16 protein-coding genes are annotated in these 18,685 nt (G+C 61.2%); 9 read left to right on the top strand and 7 right to left on the bottom strand.

Translation table 11 applies throughout. The annotated features are described in order from the left end of the window. The first annotated feature begins 233 nt into the window (after nt 1-233). Both CDA63_RS04845 and CDA63_RS04840 read left to right on the top strand, forming a co-directional pair. Nucleotides 234-767, top strand: a complete 534-nt coding sequence (locus tag CDA63_RS04845; protein ID WP_088463318.1) for a dihydrofolate reductase family protein — start codon at nt 234-236, stop codon at nt 765-767. Between the two features lie 69 nt (nt 768-836). Then, a complete protein-coding gene (locus CDA63_RS04840; RefSeq protein WP_126546739.1) occupies nt 837-1,775 on the top strand; it encodes a carboxypeptidase-like regulatory domain-containing protein in 939 nt (312 codons plus the stop codon). A gap of 205 nt (nt 1,776-1,980) precedes the next feature. Here CDA63_RS04840 and CDA63_RS04835 read toward each other — a convergent pair whose 3' ends face one another. The 4 genes from CDA63_RS04835 to CDA63_RS04820 all read right to left on the bottom strand — a co-directional run bounded on the left by CDA63_RS04835 (nt 1,981) and on the right by CDA63_RS04820 (nt 6,634). Further along, a complete protein-coding gene (locus CDA63_RS04835; RefSeq protein WP_088463316.1) occupies nt 1,981-2,661 on the bottom strand; it encodes a phosphatidylserine decarboxylase family protein in 681 nt (226 codons plus the stop codon). 329 nt (nt 2,662-2,990) lie between these two features. Continuing rightward, entirely contained in the window at nt 2,991-4,286 is a 1,296-nt protein-coding gene (locus CDA63_RS04830; RefSeq protein WP_088463315.1) for a Glu/Leu/Phe/Val family dehydrogenase, read from the bottom strand. A gap of 225 nt (nt 4,287-4,511) precedes the next feature. Next, on the bottom strand, nt 4,512-5,453 hold the full coding sequence (locus CDA63_RS04825) for a phosphatidate cytidylyltransferase (RefSeq protein WP_165768192.1): 942 nt from the start codon (nt 5,451-5,453) through the stop codon (nt 4,512-4,514). Nucleotides 5,454-5,584: 131 nt separating this feature from the next. Beyond that, nucleotides 5,585-6,634: a CPBP family intramembrane glutamic endopeptidase gene (locus CDA63_RS04820; protein ID WP_165768191.1), complete on the bottom strand. Its 1,050-nt coding sequence runs from the start codon at nt 6,632-6,634 to the stop codon at nt 5,585-5,587. 241 nt (nt 6,635-6,875) lie between these two features. Between CDA63_RS04820 and dusB the strand changes: the two genes are divergently transcribed. The 3 genes from dusB to CDA63_RS04805 all read left to right on the top strand — a co-directional run bounded on the left by dusB (nt 6,876) and on the right by CDA63_RS04805 (nt 10,397). Continuing rightward, complete coding sequence (gene dusB / locus CDA63_RS04815; RefSeq protein WP_088463312.1) at nt 6,876-7,865, top strand: tRNA dihydrouridine synthase DusB; 990 nt, start codon at nt 6,876-6,878, stop codon at nt 7,863-7,865. Nucleotides 7,866-7,991: 126 nt separating this feature from the next. Beyond that, the gene (locus tag CDA63_RS20325; protein ID WP_126546738.1) at nt 7,992-9,308 is read left to right on the top strand and encodes a T9SS type A sorting domain-containing protein; all 1,317 of its coding nucleotides are present in this window, start codon (nt 7,992-7,994) and stop codon (nt 9,306-9,308) included. A 138-nt stretch (nt 9,309-9,446) separates the two neighbouring features. After that, entirely contained in the window at nt 9,447-10,397 is a 951-nt protein-coding gene (locus CDA63_RS04805; protein WP_088463350.1) for a DMT family transporter, read from the top strand. A 13-nt stretch (nt 10,398-10,410) separates the two neighbouring features. Here CDA63_RS04805 and CDA63_RS04800 read toward each other — a convergent pair whose 3' ends face one another. The 3 genes from CDA63_RS04800 to CDA63_RS04790 form a co-directional block, all read right to left on the bottom strand. Beyond that, complete coding sequence (locus CDA63_RS04800) at nt 10,411-10,992, bottom strand: hypothetical protein (protein WP_088463310.1); 582 nt, start codon at nt 10,990-10,992, stop codon at nt 10,411-10,413. Nucleotides 10,993-11,154: 162 nt separating this feature from the next. Next, nucleotides 11,155-13,434, bottom strand: coding sequence for a M3 family metallopeptidase (locus tag CDA63_RS04795; RefSeq protein WP_088463309.1), 2,280 nt, complete (start codon nt 13,432-13,434; stop codon nt 11,155-11,157). 82 nt (nt 13,435-13,516) lie between these two features. Next, nucleotides 13,517-15,190, bottom strand: coding sequence for an amino acid permease (locus CDA63_RS04790; protein ID WP_199797494.1), 1,674 nt, complete (start codon nt 15,188-15,190; stop codon nt 13,517-13,519). Between the two features lie 350 nt (nt 15,191-15,540). Here CDA63_RS04790 and CDA63_RS04785 point away from each other — a divergent pair, with 350 nt between their 5' ends. The 4 genes from CDA63_RS04785 (at nt 15,541) to CDA63_RS04770 (ending at nt 18,680) form a co-directional block, all read left to right on the top strand. Then, nucleotides 15,541-16,245 carry a carboxypeptidase regulatory-like domain-containing protein gene (locus CDA63_RS04785; protein WP_088463308.1) on the top strand — a complete coding sequence of 235 codons (705 nt, stop codon included), beginning with the start codon at nt 15,541-15,543 and terminating at the stop codon, nt 16,243-16,245. 103 nt (nt 16,246-16,348) lie between these two features. Then, nucleotides 16,349-17,080: a carboxypeptidase-like regulatory domain-containing protein gene (locus CDA63_RS21240; RefSeq protein WP_088463307.1), complete on the top strand. Its 732-nt coding sequence runs from the start codon at nt 16,349-16,351 to the stop codon at nt 17,078-17,080. An 88-nt stretch (nt 17,081-17,168) separates the two neighbouring features. Next, nucleotides 17,169-17,552, top strand: coding sequence for a peptidase associated/transthyretin-like domain-containing protein (locus tag CDA63_RS04775; protein WP_126546737.1), 384 nt, complete (start codon nt 17,169-17,171; stop codon nt 17,550-17,552). A gap of 51 nt (nt 17,553-17,603) precedes the next feature. Continuing rightward, entirely contained in the window at nt 17,604-18,680 is a 1,077-nt protein-coding gene (locus tag CDA63_RS04770) for a lipocalin family protein (protein WP_088463305.1), read from the top strand. Nucleotides 18,681-18,685: the final 5 nt, after the last annotated feature.

The raw sequence follows: 18,685 nt of genomic DNA, 5'->3' as shown, positions 1-18,685 counted from the left end.
GGTTGCGACCAGGTAGCCGGGCGCTATCAACCATAAGCGGGACCCAAAGTTAGGTGAATGTGGGCGGGCGGTGGTAGCGGGCATAGCCCAAATAGAAAAGGATAACTTAAACCTGATTGGCTTTTTCGCAGCCCCCTGGCCGCCGATGCCGTATCAATTAGTACCGTGGCCTGCTGGCCACAGCTCTGCTCCGGGCCCTGGCGCCCATCCCTACCACCACAACCCACTCACGCATGCGTAAAGTTATCCTCTACATTGCCACCAGCCTCGACGGCTACATCGCCTCGCCCGACGGCTCGGTGGAATGGCTGCCTACCCCGCCCTCGGGCGAAGACTACGGTTACGCCGAGTTTCTGGCCGATGCCGATGCCACCCTCCTCGGCCGGGCGACCTACGAGCAGGTGGTTAATTCCGGCGAGTGGCCTTACCCCAGTTTCACCAACTACGTATTCAGCCACCAGCCACCGCGCCAAGAACCCCATGCCTCCGTACAATTCATAAGCGCCGATCCGGTAGCGTTTGTGCGCCAGTTGCGCGCACAGCCCGGTGGCACCATCTGGCTTATTGGGGGCAGCACGTTGGCCTCGCCCCTGCTCACGGCCGGCCTCATCGATGAGCTGATGCTGTTCGTGGTGCCCCGCCTGTTGGGAGCTGGTATTCCGCTCTGGCGCCACCAAGAACACGCCCAGCCCCTGCACCTGCTGCGCACCCAAACCTGGCCCGACGGCATGACGCTGCTGCACTACCAGTTGCCTAAGGAAGCCTGATTAACGAATAACACAGACCGAAAAAAACGGGTAGCTTCGCCGCGTCGCTACCCGATTTTTTTTGTTTCTATGCCCGCTACTACGCGCTCATTATTGATGGGGGCCGGCCTGCTGGCGGCCCTGATGCATCCGCTTTACGCCCAGCGCACCCTTACCGGCATCGTGCAAGACCCGCAAGGCGCGGCCATACCCTTCGCCGTCGTGGAATTGCCCGCGCGAAAGCTTGGGGTGCAGGCCAACGATGAGGGCCTTTTTTCCTTCCCGCTCCCCGCTGGCCTCACGCCCGCCGACTCGCTCACCTTTTCGGCGTTGGGCTATGAGCGGCGACGAGTGGCCGTACCAGCCGAAGCGGCGGCTACGTTGCGGCTGGCCGCGCTACCGGTGTCGCTAAGCGAGGTAGTGGTGCGGCCGGGTGTGGCCGAGTGGGTGGGGTTCAAGGGAGTGCCGAAAAGCCGCGGCGGATACAGACAAACCATTTTGTTGCGGGAGAAGAATACGGGCTGGCAAATAGCCCGCCGGTGCCAGCCAACGGCCGATGGTTACCTTACGGCTGTGCGTTTCTTTGTCAATCCCAGTCATGATTGTGGGAAGACTGGTTTGCGGGCACCTTTTCGGGTGCGCGTGTACGCGGCTGATGGCCCTGGGGGGAGTCCGGGCACCGATTTACTAACAACCTCCGTGCTGGCGGCCGCCACCAATAGAGGATGGATAACCGTTGACATGAACCGCTACACCATATCATTTCCGCAGCGGGGCGTTTACGTGGCGATGGAATGGCTACATACTTCCGATGAGTTTCTATGCCGCTCTATTTCTTACAACCCTGAATCCCACCAAAAAATGGAGCAAGTCAATTACGAGCAGTCCTTAGCATCGGCACTGGTGCCGACGGCGGAGGCGCACACCTGGTATCATACTATTGATTATGGCTGGGTCAGTTTTAATCGTCGTTTCGCTGAGCAAAGCCAGATTCTCGACGCGGCCATTCAAGCCCGCTCCCAACCTTAGCAGCTCTTCAGACCAGCCTATTATTACCCTCGTTTGCTGCCGAATCTTGCCGGACCTGAGTGCGGAAAGGCCTGAAAATGCCCGCGGCGGCCTCCGAATCGGAAGCCGCTGCGGGCATCTTATTGCTACCGTTACGAGAACGGCTCTGCGCCCCTCTGCGGGAAATAGCTACCGCTTCAGTACAGGTAGGTGCCGCTTAAAGGACTTAAAACAGGCTCGGGGGTGGGGTTTTGAGTTGGGCGATGACGGTCTGGCCACCCTTTACTTTCTCGCCAATCTGCACCTTCACTTCCGTATCGAGGGGCACGAAAATATCGACCCGGGAACCGAATTTGATGAAGCCGAACTCCTCGCCCTGATTTACTTCATCGCCCTCGTTCACGTACCACACGATGCGGCGGGCCATGGCGCCGGCAATCTGGCGAAAGAGCACCAGCGGGCCGGCCTCCGACTCCACCACTACGGTGGTCCGCTCGTTTTTAGTGCTGCTTTTGGGGTGCCAAGCCACCAGGTAGTTGCCCGGGTGGTACTTGAAGTAGCGCACGATGCCCGAAATGGGGTTGCGGGTGATGTGCACGTTAATCGGCGACATGAAAATGCTGATCTGCTTGCGCATGTCGTCGAAATACTCGGGCTCCTGCACGTTCTCAATTACCACCACCTTGCCGTCGGCCGGGGCAATAATCAGGTCTTCGTGGGTGAACAGGCGCCGGGCCGGGCTGCGGAAGAACTGCAGCAAAATAAGGAACATGATAACCGATATACCGCCGAAAACCTTGTTGAAGCCGTCGTTGTCGGCATTGTAGCGGAACAGCAGCAGGTTTACGGCCAGCAATGCCAGCAGCGTGAAAAACAGAATTCGTCGTCCTTCCTTATGGATTTTCATAAATCACTGATGATGCAGATTTTGGATGCCGCAGATGTACCTGGCCCCTAAAGTAGGCAGCGAGCAGGTTGTTAGGATGCTAAAACTTGGTGTTTTTGTGCAGTAAACAGAAAGCGGGAGCTGCAAGTTGCAAGCAAGTTGCAAGCTAGAAGCATCCGAATTACGCGAAGATAGCCCGAACCACCGGCCCGGGCTATCGGAAAGCAAATATACGGGTGCGGGGCAAATGCTACGGTGGGCCCAAAGCGAGGCTAGCGCAAACCACCGGATGGTCCGCCGGCGCAGCTTATTGGCATCAGCGGCATCCAAAAACCTGCCTCAGCAGTGGGTTAGAAGCCGCCCCGGAACTTATAGGTCTGGGCCACTTTGTCGATGGCTACTACGTAGGCGGCAATGCGCATGGGCACGTTGTACTTCTGGCTGGTAGCGTACACTTTCTCGAAGGCATCGTTCATGATGCGGTCGGCGCGCTCGGTCACCATTTTCTCGCTCCACTTGAAGCCCTGGCGGTTCTGCACCCACTCGAAGTACGAAACAGTTACGCCGCCCGAGTTGGCCAGGATGTCGGGCACCACCATAATGCCCTTCTCGTTGATGATAGGGTCGGCGGAGGCCGACGTGGGGCCGTTAGCGCCTTCCACAATCAGCTTAGCCTTGATGTGGTGGGCGTTGTGCTCAGTGATGACGTCCTCGACGGCCGCGGGCACGAGCACATCCACATCGGAGGTGAGCAGGTCGGAGGCGTTGTCCATGAGCGTGGCGCCCTGGAAGCCATCGAGGCGGCCGGCGTGTACGTTTTTGTAGGCAATGGCCTCGTCGATGTCGATGCCGTTCTCGTTCCAGTAGGCGCCGCTCACGTCGGAAATGCTCTTGATTTTGACGCCTTTCTCGCTCAGCAGCTTGGCGGCCCAGGCCCCCACGTTGCCAAAGCCCTGCACCGCCGCCGACACCTCTTTGGGGTCGAGCTGCAGCTTTTTGAGGGCTGCCAGGGCCGATACCATCACGCCGCGGCCGGTAGCCTCGGTGCGGCCCAGCGAGCCACCCATTACCAGGGGCTTGCCCGTCACGACGGCGGGCGAAGTAGCGCCCACGGTCTTCGAAAACTCATCCATCAGCCAGGCCATTTCGCGCGGGCCGGTACCCATGTCCGGGGCCGGAATGTCGCGGTCGGGGCCGAAAACGTCCTTCATGGCCAGCGTGTAGCCACGGGTGAGGCGCTCCAACTCGCCGGCGCTCATGTTGGTAGGCTCGCAGATGATGCCGCCTTTGGCCCCACCATACGGAATATCTACCACGGCGCACTTCCACGTCATCCAGGCGGCCAGGGCCTTCACCTCGTCGAGGTGCACGTTCTTATCGTAGCGGATGCCGCCCTTGCTCGGGCCCAGGATGGTGTTGTGAATCACCCGGTAGCCCTCGAACACGCGCACCTTGCCGTTGTCCATGGTCACGGGAATGTGCACGATGACCTGCTTATCGGCGGCTTTGAGCACTTCGTAGGTTTCCTCGTCGAGACCCAGGATTTCGGCCGCGACGTTGAAGCGCGACATCATAGATTCCAGCGGATTTTCGGCATCGACGCGCGGGGCCGGCTCTTTGTACTTGTAGACCGTGGTGGCGGGCATACGGGTGGGGGTTGGGTGGGTGGGGAAATGAGAGGAACGCGGCCCGCTGGGGGGATTTCGGGCCACAGCAACAATTAGGGGCCCAAAGGTAAGCGGATTACGGCGAGTTACTGACCATCAGGCCAAGATGGTTTGCCAGGGAAATTTTGCGAAGCAGGCCGCCTCGCGCCATGTAAAAAGCCAACGCGGGGGCGTTGGCTTTTCCAGTTTCAGCTTGGCTTGCCCCTACCCCCCAAACACCAACTGCAACACCGCCAGCACCGGCAGAATAAACAGGAAGGCGTCGAACCTATCCAGCAGGCCGCCGTGGCCGGGCATGATGCGGCCCGAATCCTTGACGCCCACGCTGCGCTTGAGCATGGACTCGGCCAAGTCGCCGAGCGGGCCGAATACGGCCACCGTGCCGGCCACTACGAGGCGGTAGGCCAGGGACAGTTCGGGCAGCAGGTAACCCAGCAAATACCCCACGAGCAGCGTCAGCAGAAAGCCGCCCACAGCGCCTTCCCACGTTTTGCCGGGCGAGATTTTGGGAGCCAGCTTGTGCTTACCCAGCGTTTTACCCGCCGCGTAGGCCCCAATATCGGAGGACCACACCAGTAGCAACAGGGCCACAATGCGGCGGTAATCGTAGCCGCTTCCGCCGCTGAAGGCCACCACGCTCAGCAGGCTCATGGGCAGGCTCACGTAGAGCAGCCCGAGCAGGGCCACGCCCACGTTGGAAAACGGCGCGAAGGGCTGGTTGAGGCGGGGCCAGGAATACATTTCGCGCAGAATCAGCAGCACTGGCAGCAGCGCAATCAGGCCCACGGCCGAGGTGCGCAGGTAGTGCAGGTCGGCCACGGCCTCGGGCGCGGTGGCATTGGCCAGCACTCGGAAATCGGTAAGGGCGGCCACGCTGGCGAACAACAAAAGACTGATACCCACGCCTAGCATGGCGGCGGGCTTGTAGCCGGCCTGGCGCATCATGCGGTAGAATTCGAGCAGCATCTTGGCCTGCACCACCGCGAAAAAAACGGCAAAAGTCCAGGCACTCAGCCAGACGCTGCCCAGCAGCAAAGCGGCCCCCAGCAACCCAAAAACAATGCGCTGGCTCAGGTTAGACATGGGCGGTTTGTCGGCCGGGGAGGCTGGCGTAACGGACGAAGCAGGGGCGGGAGAGGTAGACAAGCGGGCAGTTTTTTTGAGCTGATGGGTATTCGGCTGGTAGCTTTCGGGCATCGAGAATAAGCAACACCCGAACTTATTGCCGGGCCAGAGCAAAGCTAACAGCTAAGCGCCATCAGCTAAGAGCTAAAAAATCACTCCCGGGTCGTGTCCACGCCGTCGTGGCTGAGGGTGCGGGCGGGTGGCGGTAGGGCATCGGCGGGCTGGTGGGCGGCGATGCCGCGGCGGCCGAGCGTGTGCATCTGGGTGGGCTGGGCGTCGGCGCGGGGGGCTTGCAGGGCGCGATGCAGGTACCAGAGCAGCGCCGCGCATACGAGCACCGAGGCCAGCACCCAGTACCAGGGCAGCGCCTCCGTCGAGTCGGGGTCGAAGTCGGCGGCCGACCACTCGCGCTGCTGGGCGTAGAGCAGCACTAGCTGAAAGGCATTCTGGGCAAAGTGGGCCGCCATGGGCACCAGAATATTGCCACTCCACTCGTACAAGTAGCCCAGCAGCAAACCGAGCACGAAGCGCGGGAAGAAGCCAAAAAACTGGAAGTGGATGGCGCTGAACAGCGCCGCCGCCAGCCAGATGCCCACGTGCCGGGAATTGGTCCACTGCACGAGGTTGCGCTGGATCACGCCCCGGAAAAATAGCTCCTCGCTGATGGCCGGCACTACCGCAATGACCAGCACGGCCACCACGAAGCGTAGCGGCGACGAGAACCGGGTGAGGTAGCTCGTGATGATCTGGGCCTGATCTTCGGCCTGGCGGGCCAACTCTTCGAGGTGGGAGAGGCCGGCGGGCAGGTGCAACTGCGAGTTCCAGGCAATGAGCACCGACATGGCCGGCAGGCTGGCGATAATGAGCACGGCCGCCAGCAGCAGCCACTGGCCCGGCACCGGCCGCCGGGGCGCGAAGTACTCGGACAGCTCGTAGCCCGTGAGCTTGGCCAGCGCCACGGCCGCACCCCCAAAGCCGCCGAGCAGCAGCAGGCCCTGGCTGAGCATGGAAATCTGCCAGCCGTTGGCGTAGTTACTGGGTTGCTGCTGCACGTTGCCCAGCCCCATCAGTCCCACTCCATAGAGCAGGTTGCTGGCAATGGCAATCAGCAACATGCTCAGGCTGAAAGTGGCTATCAGCAGCACCAGCAGCAGCGCCAGATTAGCCAACGGATGCAGCCGACTCGAAACGAAACCTTTCATGCGGGGGTCTGGGTTGGTGGGGAGCAGAGGGGGCCTTGGGGTTTTGAGGGCTGGGGGAACGAGAGTACCAAGATGACAGCGTCCCATCTAAGCCCCCAGCCTTCAGCCAGTCAAGACCCTAATAATCGTAAATTTGCGCAAAATACCAGTATCAGCCCCAACTGGCGCGTGCTGGTCTTTCTCTTTCGTCATCCATCAAAAGCTAACAGCCAACTGCTATTAGCCATCAGCTGAAAAACAAGTGGTTTACATCCGCAACATTGCCCTGCCCGATTTCCCGCTGCTGCTCGCGCCCATGGAGGACGTGTCGGACCCGCCGTTCCGGGCCGTGTGTAAGGAAGGCGGGGCCGATCTGATGTACACCGAGTTCATCTCGTCGGAAGGCTTGATTCGGGCCGCCGCCAAGAGCCGCCAGAAGCTCGACGTGTTCGACTACGAGCGACCCATCGGCATCCAACTCTTCGGCTCCGACGTGGCCACCATGGGCGAGTGCGCCCGCCTGAGCACCGAGGCCGGCCCCGACCTGATCGACATCAACTACGGCTGCCCGGTGAAGCAGGTGGCCTGCCGGGGTGCCGGCGCGGCCCTGCTGCGCGACATTCCGAAAATGGTGGAAATGACGGCCGCCGTGGTGCAGGCTACGCATTTGCCGGTAACCGTAAAAACCCGCCTGGGCTGGGACGAGGACACCAAAAACGTGGAGGAAGTGGCCGAGCGCCTCCAGGATGTGGGCATAGAGGCCCTCACCATCCACGGCCGTACCCGCGTGCAGATGTACAAGGGCGAGGCCGACTGGCGGCTGATTGCGGCCATCAAAAACAACCCGCGCATCAAAATCCCCATCTTCGGCAACGGCGACATCGACTCGGCCCAAAAAGCCGTGGAGTACAAAAACCGCTACGGCGTCGATGGCATCATGATCGGGCGGGCCGCCATCGGCTACCCCTGGATTTTCCGGGAGGTGAAACACTATGTGGCCACCGGCCAGCTGCTGGCCCCGCCCACCGTAGAGGAGCGTGTGCAGGCCTGCCGCATGCACTTCGAAAAGAGCCTGGAGTGGAAAGGCCCTCGCGCCGGCGTGTTCGAAATGCGCCGCCACTACGCCCAGTACTTCCGCGGCCTCGAAGGTGCCCGCCAGTGGCGCAGCCGCCTCGTGGACACCAACGACCCACTGGAAATCCACCATATTCTCGACGAAATAACCGCCGCCGAGCCCATGCTGGTGGGGTAGTTATTTGCGGCTATATTAGAGGCATCAAGTGGTATAAATACACCTGCTTACGTATTCAGGAAAGAATAACCACCTATTTATCAGGTAATTGTCGCACTATTTCCCCTCTATCCTTTCTGATTTTTTATGGCTTCCATCCGCACGCTTTTTTATGGCTTAGGGCTTCTGGCCTTAACCTCGGTACTGCCAATACAATCTGCGGCAGCGCAAGGCCCCTGGTCAGACGTATGGGTAGCACAGCCAAGCCCCTTTGAAGGTGACGTATTCAACGCTTATGCCTTTCGGGATATGAAGCTGCCCGGCCCTACTAGCGTATGGAGTAGAGTCCGCAACTTTCGACCTCACGGTAATCACACAGATATTATTGCTTTTTCAGCTGACGAGGGTCAGACCTGGGATGTTGAATATGTTGCTTCCGGGGGCCCTAAAGACGGAACCCAAATCCTAAACGCCTGCACTACTGATGGCTTGCATAGCTGGGTATTGATTAGCCAGTATCCAACCGGAGATAAGATTCTGCTGGCGACGGCTTCCGGCCCCAGTAAGCTGGAGCCTTTGCCCGCTCCGCCCCAGAACGCTAGTATGCTACGGTTTTTCACGGCAACCAACGGGATACTTATTGGTAGTCCCGATGGCGCGGCAGCTATCTGGCCACTATATCAGACAACCGACGGGGGCAACAGCTGGAAACTAATGGCACAGGCACCCGCTCATTTGGCCAACGATTTACCGACAAAATTGTACCAGCTCGGAAGCTCGCTTTGGCTGCCTACCTCAAAAAATCAGTTGCTTTTTACGCACGACCAAGGTCTTACCTGGCAAGTAGCTACACTTCCTTCCAATGGTGTCTTAGTGAGCCTGGCCTTTATAGACTCATCTAGGGGCTTAGCACTTACTGATGCCGATAAGTTGGTTAGAACGACAGATGGCGGCAACACTTGGACTATTGTAAATACCGCTCGACTAGATTACAGAGATTTGGTGGCCGTACCAGGTACGCCAGGCACTTACTTGGCATATGGTACAGAAAAGGAAGGAACTTCCGTTTCATTTGATGGAGGCAGCACTTGGAAACAGCTGGAAAGCGGCATCAGACACAGCGGCATGGCAGCCAGTTCGGCCACCCGAATATGGTCGGATAGCTTTATTTTAGGAGGATTATACCGAGCACGTTCGCTGGTGCTTAGCAGTCGTTCAGCCCAGTTAATCCCGGCCCTTTTGGCTTCCCCCAACCCAACTACCGGCCAGTTGCAATTAACCGCCGTTGCCTATCCGCGCATAATCACATTTACGGATGCTATCGGCCGGCGCCAGAAAACCGCAACCCTCCCCGCCGGAGCTACCAGCTTCGACGTCACGGACTGTTCGCCCGGCCTCTATGTATTGTCTTGCACCGGCAACGGCCAAACTCAAAACCAGCGCATCGTCATTACGGCTCCCTAGTAGAAGCACTGGTAGCCTATCCGGCTGAGCGTTTCAAGCTAGAAGGCGATGGGCAACCTGATGGTGCCGCTATAAGTAGGGCTACCTTTGCGGCAGTTGGCGGTCAGTTCGGTTGCCAGATAGCCCGCCATTTTGCCCGTGCCTTCCACTCCCAGCCCCGTCACTACCCCGCTGCCACCCGTCACACCGGCTCCGCCCGCTCCTACGGCTACGGCCTGGGTGCTACTGCTGGTGCTGGCGGCTATTTGGGGCACTTCATTTATTCTGATGAAGAAGGGGCTGCTGGTGTTTTCGGCCCTGGAGCTGGGCGCGACCCGGGTGAGCGTGGCAGCGCTGCTGCTGCTGCCGTTTGCCCTGCGCCACCTGGGGCGGGTGAACCGCGAGAAGCTCAAGTGGCTGCTGCTGAGCGGCGTGGTGGGCACGCTGCTGCCGGCCTTCTTGTTTGCCTACGCCGAAACCCGGCTGGCTTCGGGCTTGGCGGGCGTGCTCAACGCCCTCACGGCCGTGTTTACGCTGGTGGTGGGCGCGGCTTTTTTCGGGCAGCGGCTTACCGGGTTGCGGGTGCTGGGCATTGTACTGGGGCTGGCGGGCACGCTGGTGCTCATTCTGCTGGGCGGCAGCGCGGCGGCCGGCACCTCGCCCGCCGGCGAGGGCAACGCCTGGTACGGGCTGTTTATCGTGGTGGCCACGCTGGGCTATGGCATCAGCATTAACGTGATTAAGCGCCACCTAAGCGACATTCCGGCCCTGGCCGTGACGGGGTTGCTGCTGCTATTTATCGGGGGGCCGGCACTGGCCTTTTTGTTGGTGGGCACCAATTTTCTGCACAAGCTGGCCGTGGTGCCCGGGGCCTGGACGGCCTTCGGCTACATTGCCCTGCTGGCCACCATGAGCACGGCCGTGGCCATGGTGCTCTTCAACAAGCTCATCCAAACCTCCACCGCCCTGTTCGCAGCCTCCAACACCTACCTGATTCCGGTAGTAGCCCTGGCCTGGGGGGTGCTCGATGGCGAGCAGTTCAACCTGTGGCACCTGCTGGGCATGGTCATTATCCTGGTCAGCGTCGCCATCATCCACCGGGCGCGGTGACTTGGTGAATTAGTCACTCATTCATATATGGCCACTCGTGGAACCGCTCGGGCAAGCCTAGGCGGGCGGGGTGTGAGGCCAGGTAGGCCAGTACGCGGGCCAGTTCGGCTTCGCCCTGGATAGGCAGCTCGTGGGAGCCGGGGTGCCAGAAGTCGGCTTCGGGTGGGAGCTGGCCGCGCAACAGGCGGCGGGCCTGGGCGGCGGTGCGCTGGTGCAGCAGCTCGATGGTTTTGTAGAGCGAAAGGCCCGCCCCGGCTGGCAGCACCAGCACGGCGTGCAGGTGGTTGGGCAGCAGCACGAAGCCCGGCACGCGCAGGTCCTGTTCCTCCAGCATCAGCAGCTCGCCGGCCACCAACTCGGCTAGCTTCTCCCGTTCCAGGTAAACCGGCCCTACCGAATGGGCATCCAACAGCGCATCGAAGGCGACGAAGAACTGCTTCTCGGCGCGGTGGCCGGCGGCAGCGGGGTCGGGGGCGGCGCGGGCAGCAGCCTGGGCAGCTACGCGCTTCCCCTGTAGCTCGCGGCCGGCCCGGGCGGGCACCGAGCCGGCCAGGTGCAGCGTGAGTAGGATGGTTTCGGCAGCGGCAGGCGGCATGGTTACTAAAAATTAGCTCCCTTCCTCAGACAGAGAGGGGTTGAGAGTGGTCGACTAGCGTTGAACGTCAGCTAAAGCTAGCAACCGTTCTGACATCATCAACCACCCACAACCCCTCCTATCTGAGGAGGGGAGCTAATTTCTAGCAGTAATAACTACTGCTTACTTGCGCTTGCCCGAGGCTTTGACCTTGGTTTTCACCTTGGTCGTTTTAGCGGGATTCTCGGCAGCAGCCGGTGCGGCCGACGTAGCCGCGGCCCCGGCCATCGGGAAGCCGCGCTGCTTCATCAGGGCATCGATTTTCGGGTCGCGGCCGCGGAAGGCACGGTAGCCAGCGGCCGGGTCGATGGTATTACCCACCGTGAACACGTGCTGGCGCAGCCGCTCGCCCACTTGCTTATCGTAGGCGCCGCCGGCCTCGGTGAAGGCGCTGAACGCATCGGCGGCCAGCACCACCGACCACAGGTAGGAGTAGTAGCCGGCCGAGTAGCCGTCGGAGGAGAATACGTGGTTGAACTGCGGCGTGCGGTGGCGCATCACCAGTTCGGAGGGCATGCCCAACTGAGCCAGGGTTTCGCGCTCGAACTTGTCGGGGTCGATTTTCTGGTCGCCGGCCAGATGCAGCTTCATGTCGATGAGGGCGCTGGCCAGGAACTCGGTGGTCGCGTAGCCCTCGTTGAACGTACTGGCCTTGTCGATGCGGTCAACTAAAGCCTGCGGAATGGGCTTGCCGGTCTGGTAGTGCAGGGCGAAGCGGTTGAGCACTTCGGGCGTGGCCAGCCAGTTTTCGAGCACCTGCGAGGGGAATTCCACGTAGTCGCGCACCACGCTCGTGCCCGAGAGGCCGCCGTAGGTTACGTTGCTCGACAGCCCGTGCAGGGCGTGCCCGAACTCGTGGAACAGGGTCGTGGCATCGGTCCAGGAGATGAGCACCGGCTCGCCGGCCTTGCCCTTCACGAAGTTGGAGTTGTTGGACACGATGGTGGTCACGGGCTGGCCATCGAGGCGCTGCTGGCGGCGGTAGGCGTTCATCCAGGCCCCCGATTTCTTGCCCGGACGGGCGTAAGGGTCGAAGTACCAGAGGCCCACCTGCTTGCCGGTGGTTTTGTCGTTCACCTGCCACACCCGCACATCGGGGTGGAACACGGGCACGTCGGAAACGGGCACGAAGCTGAAGTTGAATAGCTCGCCGGCCATCCAGAACATCCCCTCGCGCATCTTGTCGAGCTGCAAATACTGTTTCACCTCGTTCTGGTCGAGGTCGTAGCGCTCCTTACGCACCTTTTCGGCGTAGTAGTTATAATCCCAGGGCTCAATTTTGAAGTCGGCGGGGGAACCTTCCTTCTTGGCCAGGGCCAGCATGTCGGCCACTTCCTCGTGCACGCGGGCCACGGCCGGCTTCCAGACTTGCTCCATGAGCTCCATGGCGGCCTCGGGCGTTTTGGCCATCGTGTTGTCGAGGCGCAGGTGGGCGTGGGTTTTGTAGCCCAACAGCTTGGCCCGCTCGGCCCGCAGCTGCAGAATCTGGGTGATCAGAGCGTTGTTATCGTGGGCCCCGCCGTTGTCGCCGCGGTTCGTGAACATGCGCCAAGCATTCTCGCGCAGCGGGCGCTGGTCGGAGTACGTCAGGAAGGGGTCGATGCTGGAGCGGGTGTTGGTGATGACGCCGGCCGCGGCCACTTTACGGCTGTCGGCGGCGGCTTTGGCTCCATCGCGCAAGGAGGTGGGCAACCCGCTCAAATCCTGCTCGGTTTTGAGCACTAAGGTCTGGTCAGCTTCATCGGCCAGCACGTTCTGCGAGAACTTGTTGAACAGCCCGGCTAGCTCCTGATTGATGGCCGAGAGCCGGGCCTTGGCGGGGGCATCGAGCTTGGCCCCGGCCCGCACGAAGGCCTTGTAGCGCACCTCCGTCAGGCGCTGCTGCTCAGGCGTGAGCTTTTGGGCCGCCATCGAGTTATACACCGCTTCAATGCGTTTGAACAAGGCCGTGTTCTGGGTTATCTGGTCGCTGAAGGCGGCCATTTTGGGCTCCATTTCTGCCTGCACGGCCGCCATGGCCGCGTTGTTGAGCGAGGTACCCCAGATGCCGTACACCGTCTGCACCCGGTCGAGGGTGCGGCCGCTACGCTCCATTTCGGCAATCGTATTGTCGAAGGTGGGCGCGGCCGGGTTGTTGGCAATGAGGGCAATTTCGGCCAGGTTTTCGACCATGCCGGCCTCCAGGGCCGGCTTGAAATCGGCCACTTTCACCTGATCGAAGGGCGGCACCCCGCCGTGGGGGCCGTCCCAGGGCTGGAGCAGCGGCATCGGCACGGGCCGCGCCACGTCCATTGGGGCCTTGGGAGCCGAGGGCTGAGCCTGGGCCGACAGGGCAGCACCAGCCAGACCGAGGCCAGCCAGCAGTGTCAGCAGAGAACCGGAGGAAGTGAATAAGGGGGACATAGACAGCGTTTCAGGGAAGAAATAATGACGGCGAAGTTGCGCCGAGGAGCCAGGCTGGCCGGGTAAGCAACCGAAAAAGCTATCAGCCAACGGCCTTCTTCAGGCTCAGCTTCGAGTGCTTATAGCCGTAGTTGAAGTACAAGGCCAGGCCGATGACCAGCCAGCCAAAGAACAACAGCCAGTTGTTGATGCCCAGCTGGGTCATCAGGTACAGGTTGGTGAGCAGGCCCAGGGTGGGCAGCAAGCTCAGGCGCTTGCGGAACGACACCCACGACAGGCCCAGGCAGAAACCGAAGAACACCAGCATCGGAATGTAATGGCGGCCTTCGTCGTAACTGGTAGTCAGGGCATGGGTAAATTCGCGGATGCCGTCCTGGTTGTAGATGAGTACCAGCACGCCGCAAATGGTCAAAATCAGGGGCACCAGGAACTGGCCGTTGATGTAGGGCACCTTGAAACGGGCGTCGGAGGTACCATAGGGGTCAATAACGAGGATGCCGCCGCACACCAGCGCAAAGGCGAACAGCGTACCGATGCTGGTCAAATCAATCACCAGATCCATGTTGAGCAGCAGCGCCGGCACGCCCACGAAAAAGCCCGTGACGATGGTGCTGAACGAAGGCGTGTGAAACTTGGGGTGCACGCGGGCAAATACCGGGGGCAGCAGTCCGTCGCGGCTCATGGTCATCCAGATGCGGGGCTGGCCGATCTGGAACACGAGCAGCACCGAGGCCATGGCAAACACCGCCGACACGGCTACCACGCCGCCCAGCCACTTCACGCCCACTTTATTGAACACGTAAGCCAGCGGGTCACCTACGGCCAACTCCTTATAGTTCACCATGCCAGTGAGGACCAGCGTGACAATCACGTAGAGAATGGTGCAGATGATGAGGGCGTAAATCATGGCCCGGGGCAGGTCGCGCTGGGGGTTTTTGCACTCCTCAGCAGTGGTCGAAATGGCGTCGAAACCGATGTAGGCGAAGAACACGGCCGACACGCCCTTGAGCACCCCGCCAATGCCGTTGGGCGCGAAGGGCGTCCAGTTATCGGGCTCGATGTAGAAGATGCCCACCACAATCACGACGGCCACCACAATCAGCTTGAGGCCCACCAGGATATTAGAAGCGTTCTTGGATTCCTTGATGCCGATGTACACCAGCGCCGTGATGGCCAGCGTAATGAGGCCGGCGGGCAGGTCGATGACCAGACGCAGGCCACCAGGCAGCTCGGGTGCCAGGTTCCAGGCGTTGTAGCCGGCCAGTTGGGAGGCCGTGGCCTCGGTCAGGGGCTGGCCTGATTGCATCAGGGCCAGCACTTCGTGGTACTGGTTGTAGGCGCTCTGCATACCCATCGTGAGCCAGATGGGGATGTGCAGCCCGATGCCATCCATGAGGCCCGTAAAGTAATCGGACCACGAAATGGCCACCACGATGTTGCCCACCGCATATTCCATAATCAGGGCCCAGCCGATAATCCAGGCGGTTAGCTCGCCGAACGAGGCGTAGGCGTAGGTGTAGGCCGAGCCGCTCACCGGAATGGTGGCCGCGAACTGGGCGTAGCACAGGGCCGAAAACGCGCAGGCAATGGCGGTAAACACGAACAGCATCGACACAGCCGGGCCGCCGTCGTGGGCCGCATTGCCAATGGTGCTGAAGATGCCCGCTCCAATAACGGCGGCAATGCCGAGCGAGGTTAGGTCGCGGACGGTGAGGTGGCGCTCTAGGCCGTGGGCGCCAGGGTTGGGGCCGAGCATATCCGAGTCGGCGGGCGGATTAACGAGCAGGTCCGTAACGGTTTTACGGCGGAACAGCCCGCTCAGGCGGGAAGGCGGTAGAGGGGTTGACAAAGTAGTAGGAACAGAGTTTAGAGGGCAAAAGATACAGAATAATGCCGGGGGGCTGCATGGGGCGGGTCGTTGTCAGTTTAGCAGCACGTTATGCAGCATGCAGCGCAGCATGCTGCGCTGCATGACGCGAGCTGACGTTAAGTCACCGTTGCAATGTCAGCCCGCGTCGTGCTGCACGACGTGCCTGTCGTTTGCTTCTACCACTACCAACTCCCAAATATTCTTGTACTTACCTCTGCCTACTATTCTCTCCTGCTATGTCTGCCTTCTCCGTTCCTGCCCCCTGCCCCCAACCCTGGGCCGCCATGACGCCCACCGACGCCGGCCGCTTCTGCGGCAGCTGCCAGCACGAGGTCGTGGATTTTTCGGCCATGAGTGAAGCCGAGGTGCGGACCTGGCTGGCCCGGCCGGGCGCGGCTAGCGTCTGCGGGTTTTTCCGGGCCGGGCAGTTCGCGGCTCCAGTTGCAGCGGCTCCGGCTCCGCGCTGGCGGCGTTGGCTGCTCACGGGGCTGGCGCTGCTCAGCCTCAAGCCGTTGCTCACGTCCTGCCAAACTGCCCAGTCTGGGGCCGATGCTGCTACCACCGGCCCCACCGAGCAGGCCGACGAACTGGCCGCCGCGCCCCAAAGCCAAGTAACTATCCGCGGCCGGGTGCTCGACGACTCTACCGGCCAAGCAGTAGCCGGGGCCGAGGTATTTATCGGCGACACGCCCTACGGGGCCACTACCGATGAGCAGGGCAACTTCCGCTTTACGATGCAGCAGCAGTGGGCGCCGGTCCAGGGCGGGGTGGTGAGTTTGCGCGTGTCGGGCAGCCCCTTCGTGTTCAAGACGCAGACCTTGAGCGTAGAGGTGGCCCCCGCGCCGACTCCGCTTACGGTGCGGCTGAAGTCGGTCCCTGGCCGGGGACAGATTATGGGCAAAGTAATGGCCCACGAGCCGCCCCAGAAGCCGCCGCTGTAACCGAGCCCAGCCCGCACGGATCAGCAGAATTTTCCGCGCCGCGTGTGGAATCGGTCACCGGCCGGCATCAATCCAGCAGACACTCACGACAACCTGCTGCCTGATGCCCCATTCCCTCACCCTCACCATCCCCGAGCCCTGCCACGAAAGCTGGGCCGCCATGACGCCCGCCGCCCAGGGCCGCCACTGCGCCGCCTGCGCCAAAACGGTGGTCGATTTCAGTTGCATGACCGATGCCCAGGTGGTGGCCTGGCTCTCGCGCCAGGCTGCGGGCGCCACCTGTGGTCGGTTCGCGACCCCGCAGCTGCACCGGCCGCTGGCAACGGGGGCCACGACGGGCTGGCCCCGTACCCTGGCGGCCCTGCTGGCACTGCTGGGCCTGGGAGCTGCCGCGCCGGCCATTGCGCAGATACCGCGCCCCCAAACCCTCACCGAGCAAACCCTATCGATGGGCATAGTGGCTACGCAACCCCAGGCCGTACTGCCGGTTCGGGTGGTGCAGGGCCGCGTAACCGATGCCAGTACCGGCCTAGGGTTGCCGGGCGTAGCGGTGTTGGTAGAGGGCACCCATTACGGCACTTCCACGCGGGCCGACGGCACCTACGAGCTGGATGTACCGACCAGCCTGCACAGCCCGCAGCTGGTATTTTCAAGCATCGGCTTCGAAATGACTGTTGAGCCAATCGGCCTAGCTTCTACGGTGAAGTCAGTGAACATGAAGATGGATGACACGCTGATGGGCGAAGTGGTATATACCGACACCGCCCGTTGGTATACGCCCCGCGGCCTCTGGCAGCGCCTGACGCGGCCGTTTCGGCGGCAGACGAATCGTTAAAGCCCTTATTGCACCCCACAGCGCACTACCAAGCCTCAGTAACATTATGCAAGTGCTGTTCTTCCTCCTGCTGACAACTGGGCTTCTGTTGAACACCTCGTCAGCTTCAGCCCAAACGGCAACGGCCCCACTTCCGGCTACCACGCCCGCTTACGAGCTGCCCGGTAGCCAGTTTCCAATCGTGCCCGATGAAGCCACGGCCGCCGCCGTGCTGACCGGAGCGGTGATGGATGAGCAGGGCCGACCGTTTCCGGGGGCGGTGCTCATGATTTGGAAGACAAAACTAGGCACAGAAACCGACGCGAGTGGTCGCTACCGCCTGCCAGTACCTTCTCACTACTTGTCGCGTCGGGGTCGGGTAAAAATCTTGGCGGGCCAGATCGGCTTCCTTCGGCAAAACCTGCGGCTCGATGCCCGGCTAGTCGAACAGCCGGTCATTCGGCTAGTGCCAGATGTGCGGCCGCTTCACTGAGAAGCCTTTTTGCCTAAACCTTTCGCCCCCCGAAACCCTTATGGCAGCAGTATGAGAAATCTGTTGCTGACTACTGTTCTGTTACTTTTTGCGGCCTCGGGCTGCGCCCTCAAACCCACTAATAAATTCGATGTATTCACGGAGCGGGCCGAGCTGCCCCGGGAGGAAGCCGTGCATCAGCAGAATTCCCTGGAATGGTGGTACTTCACTGGCCACCTGCGCGACAAGACCACCGGCGAGACGTTCGGGGTCGAGTACGTGTTCTTCCATTTCAACCTGAACGGCAAGCGCGACTGGCAGATGGTGAACTTTGCCCTCACCGACCCGCAAACCCGGCAGTTCCGCTACGATTATAAAGTCACGCGCCTGCCCGAGCTGATGGCCTCGGCCCTGCCCCTGAACCTGAGCGCCCGCAAAAAAGACCAAACCTGGACCCTCACCGGCCAAGAGGGCCGCTACCACTTGCAGGGCCGCATGGCCGCCCACCCCGGCCAGGCCATCGACCTAACCACTACGCCCGCTAAACCGGTACTGCTGCACGGTGGCACCGGCTACGAGAACTACGGCGACGTGGCCAAGGCCGGCTACTACAGCTACCCGCGCCTGGCCACTACCGGCACCCTCGAAATAGGCGGCAAAGTGCGCGAGGTGGAAGGCGAGCTGTGGTACGACCGCCAATGGAACGGCAACTCGGTCACCAACAAGGGCATTGGCTGGGACTGGTTTTCAGTGCAGCTCGACGAGCCCCGGGCCGAAATTATGGCCTACCAACTCTTCGACCGCAACACCAACCGCACCGTTTCGGGCGGCACTCACTACGGCCCCAACCTGACCAACCAGCACCTGAACGCCGAGGATTTCCAGCTGGAAGTCCTCGACTACTGGACCAGCCCCCACTCCAAGCTGCGCTACCCCAACAAGTGGCGCCTGCGCGTGCCCAGCCAGGGTTACGACCTTACCATCACACCCGTCATGCCCGATCAGGAACTAACCCTCAAGCTTTTCGCCGGCATCAAAATGCACTACTGGGAGGGCATGTGCCAGGTCGAAGGCACCTATAACGGCCAGCCGGTAAAGGGCAACAGCTACGTAGAAATCACGAATCGGGGGAAAGAGGAGAAGAAGTAAGTACA

It is taken from the genome of Hymenobacter amundsenii, from assembly GCF_002204745.1.
Taxonomy (GTDB): Bacteria; Bacteroidota; Bacteroidia; order Cytophagales; family Hymenobacteraceae; genus Hymenobacter; species Hymenobacter amundsenii.
The sequence above is the reverse complement of the archived record's forward strand: the minus strand, read 5'-3'. Positions and strand labels throughout refer to the sequence as shown.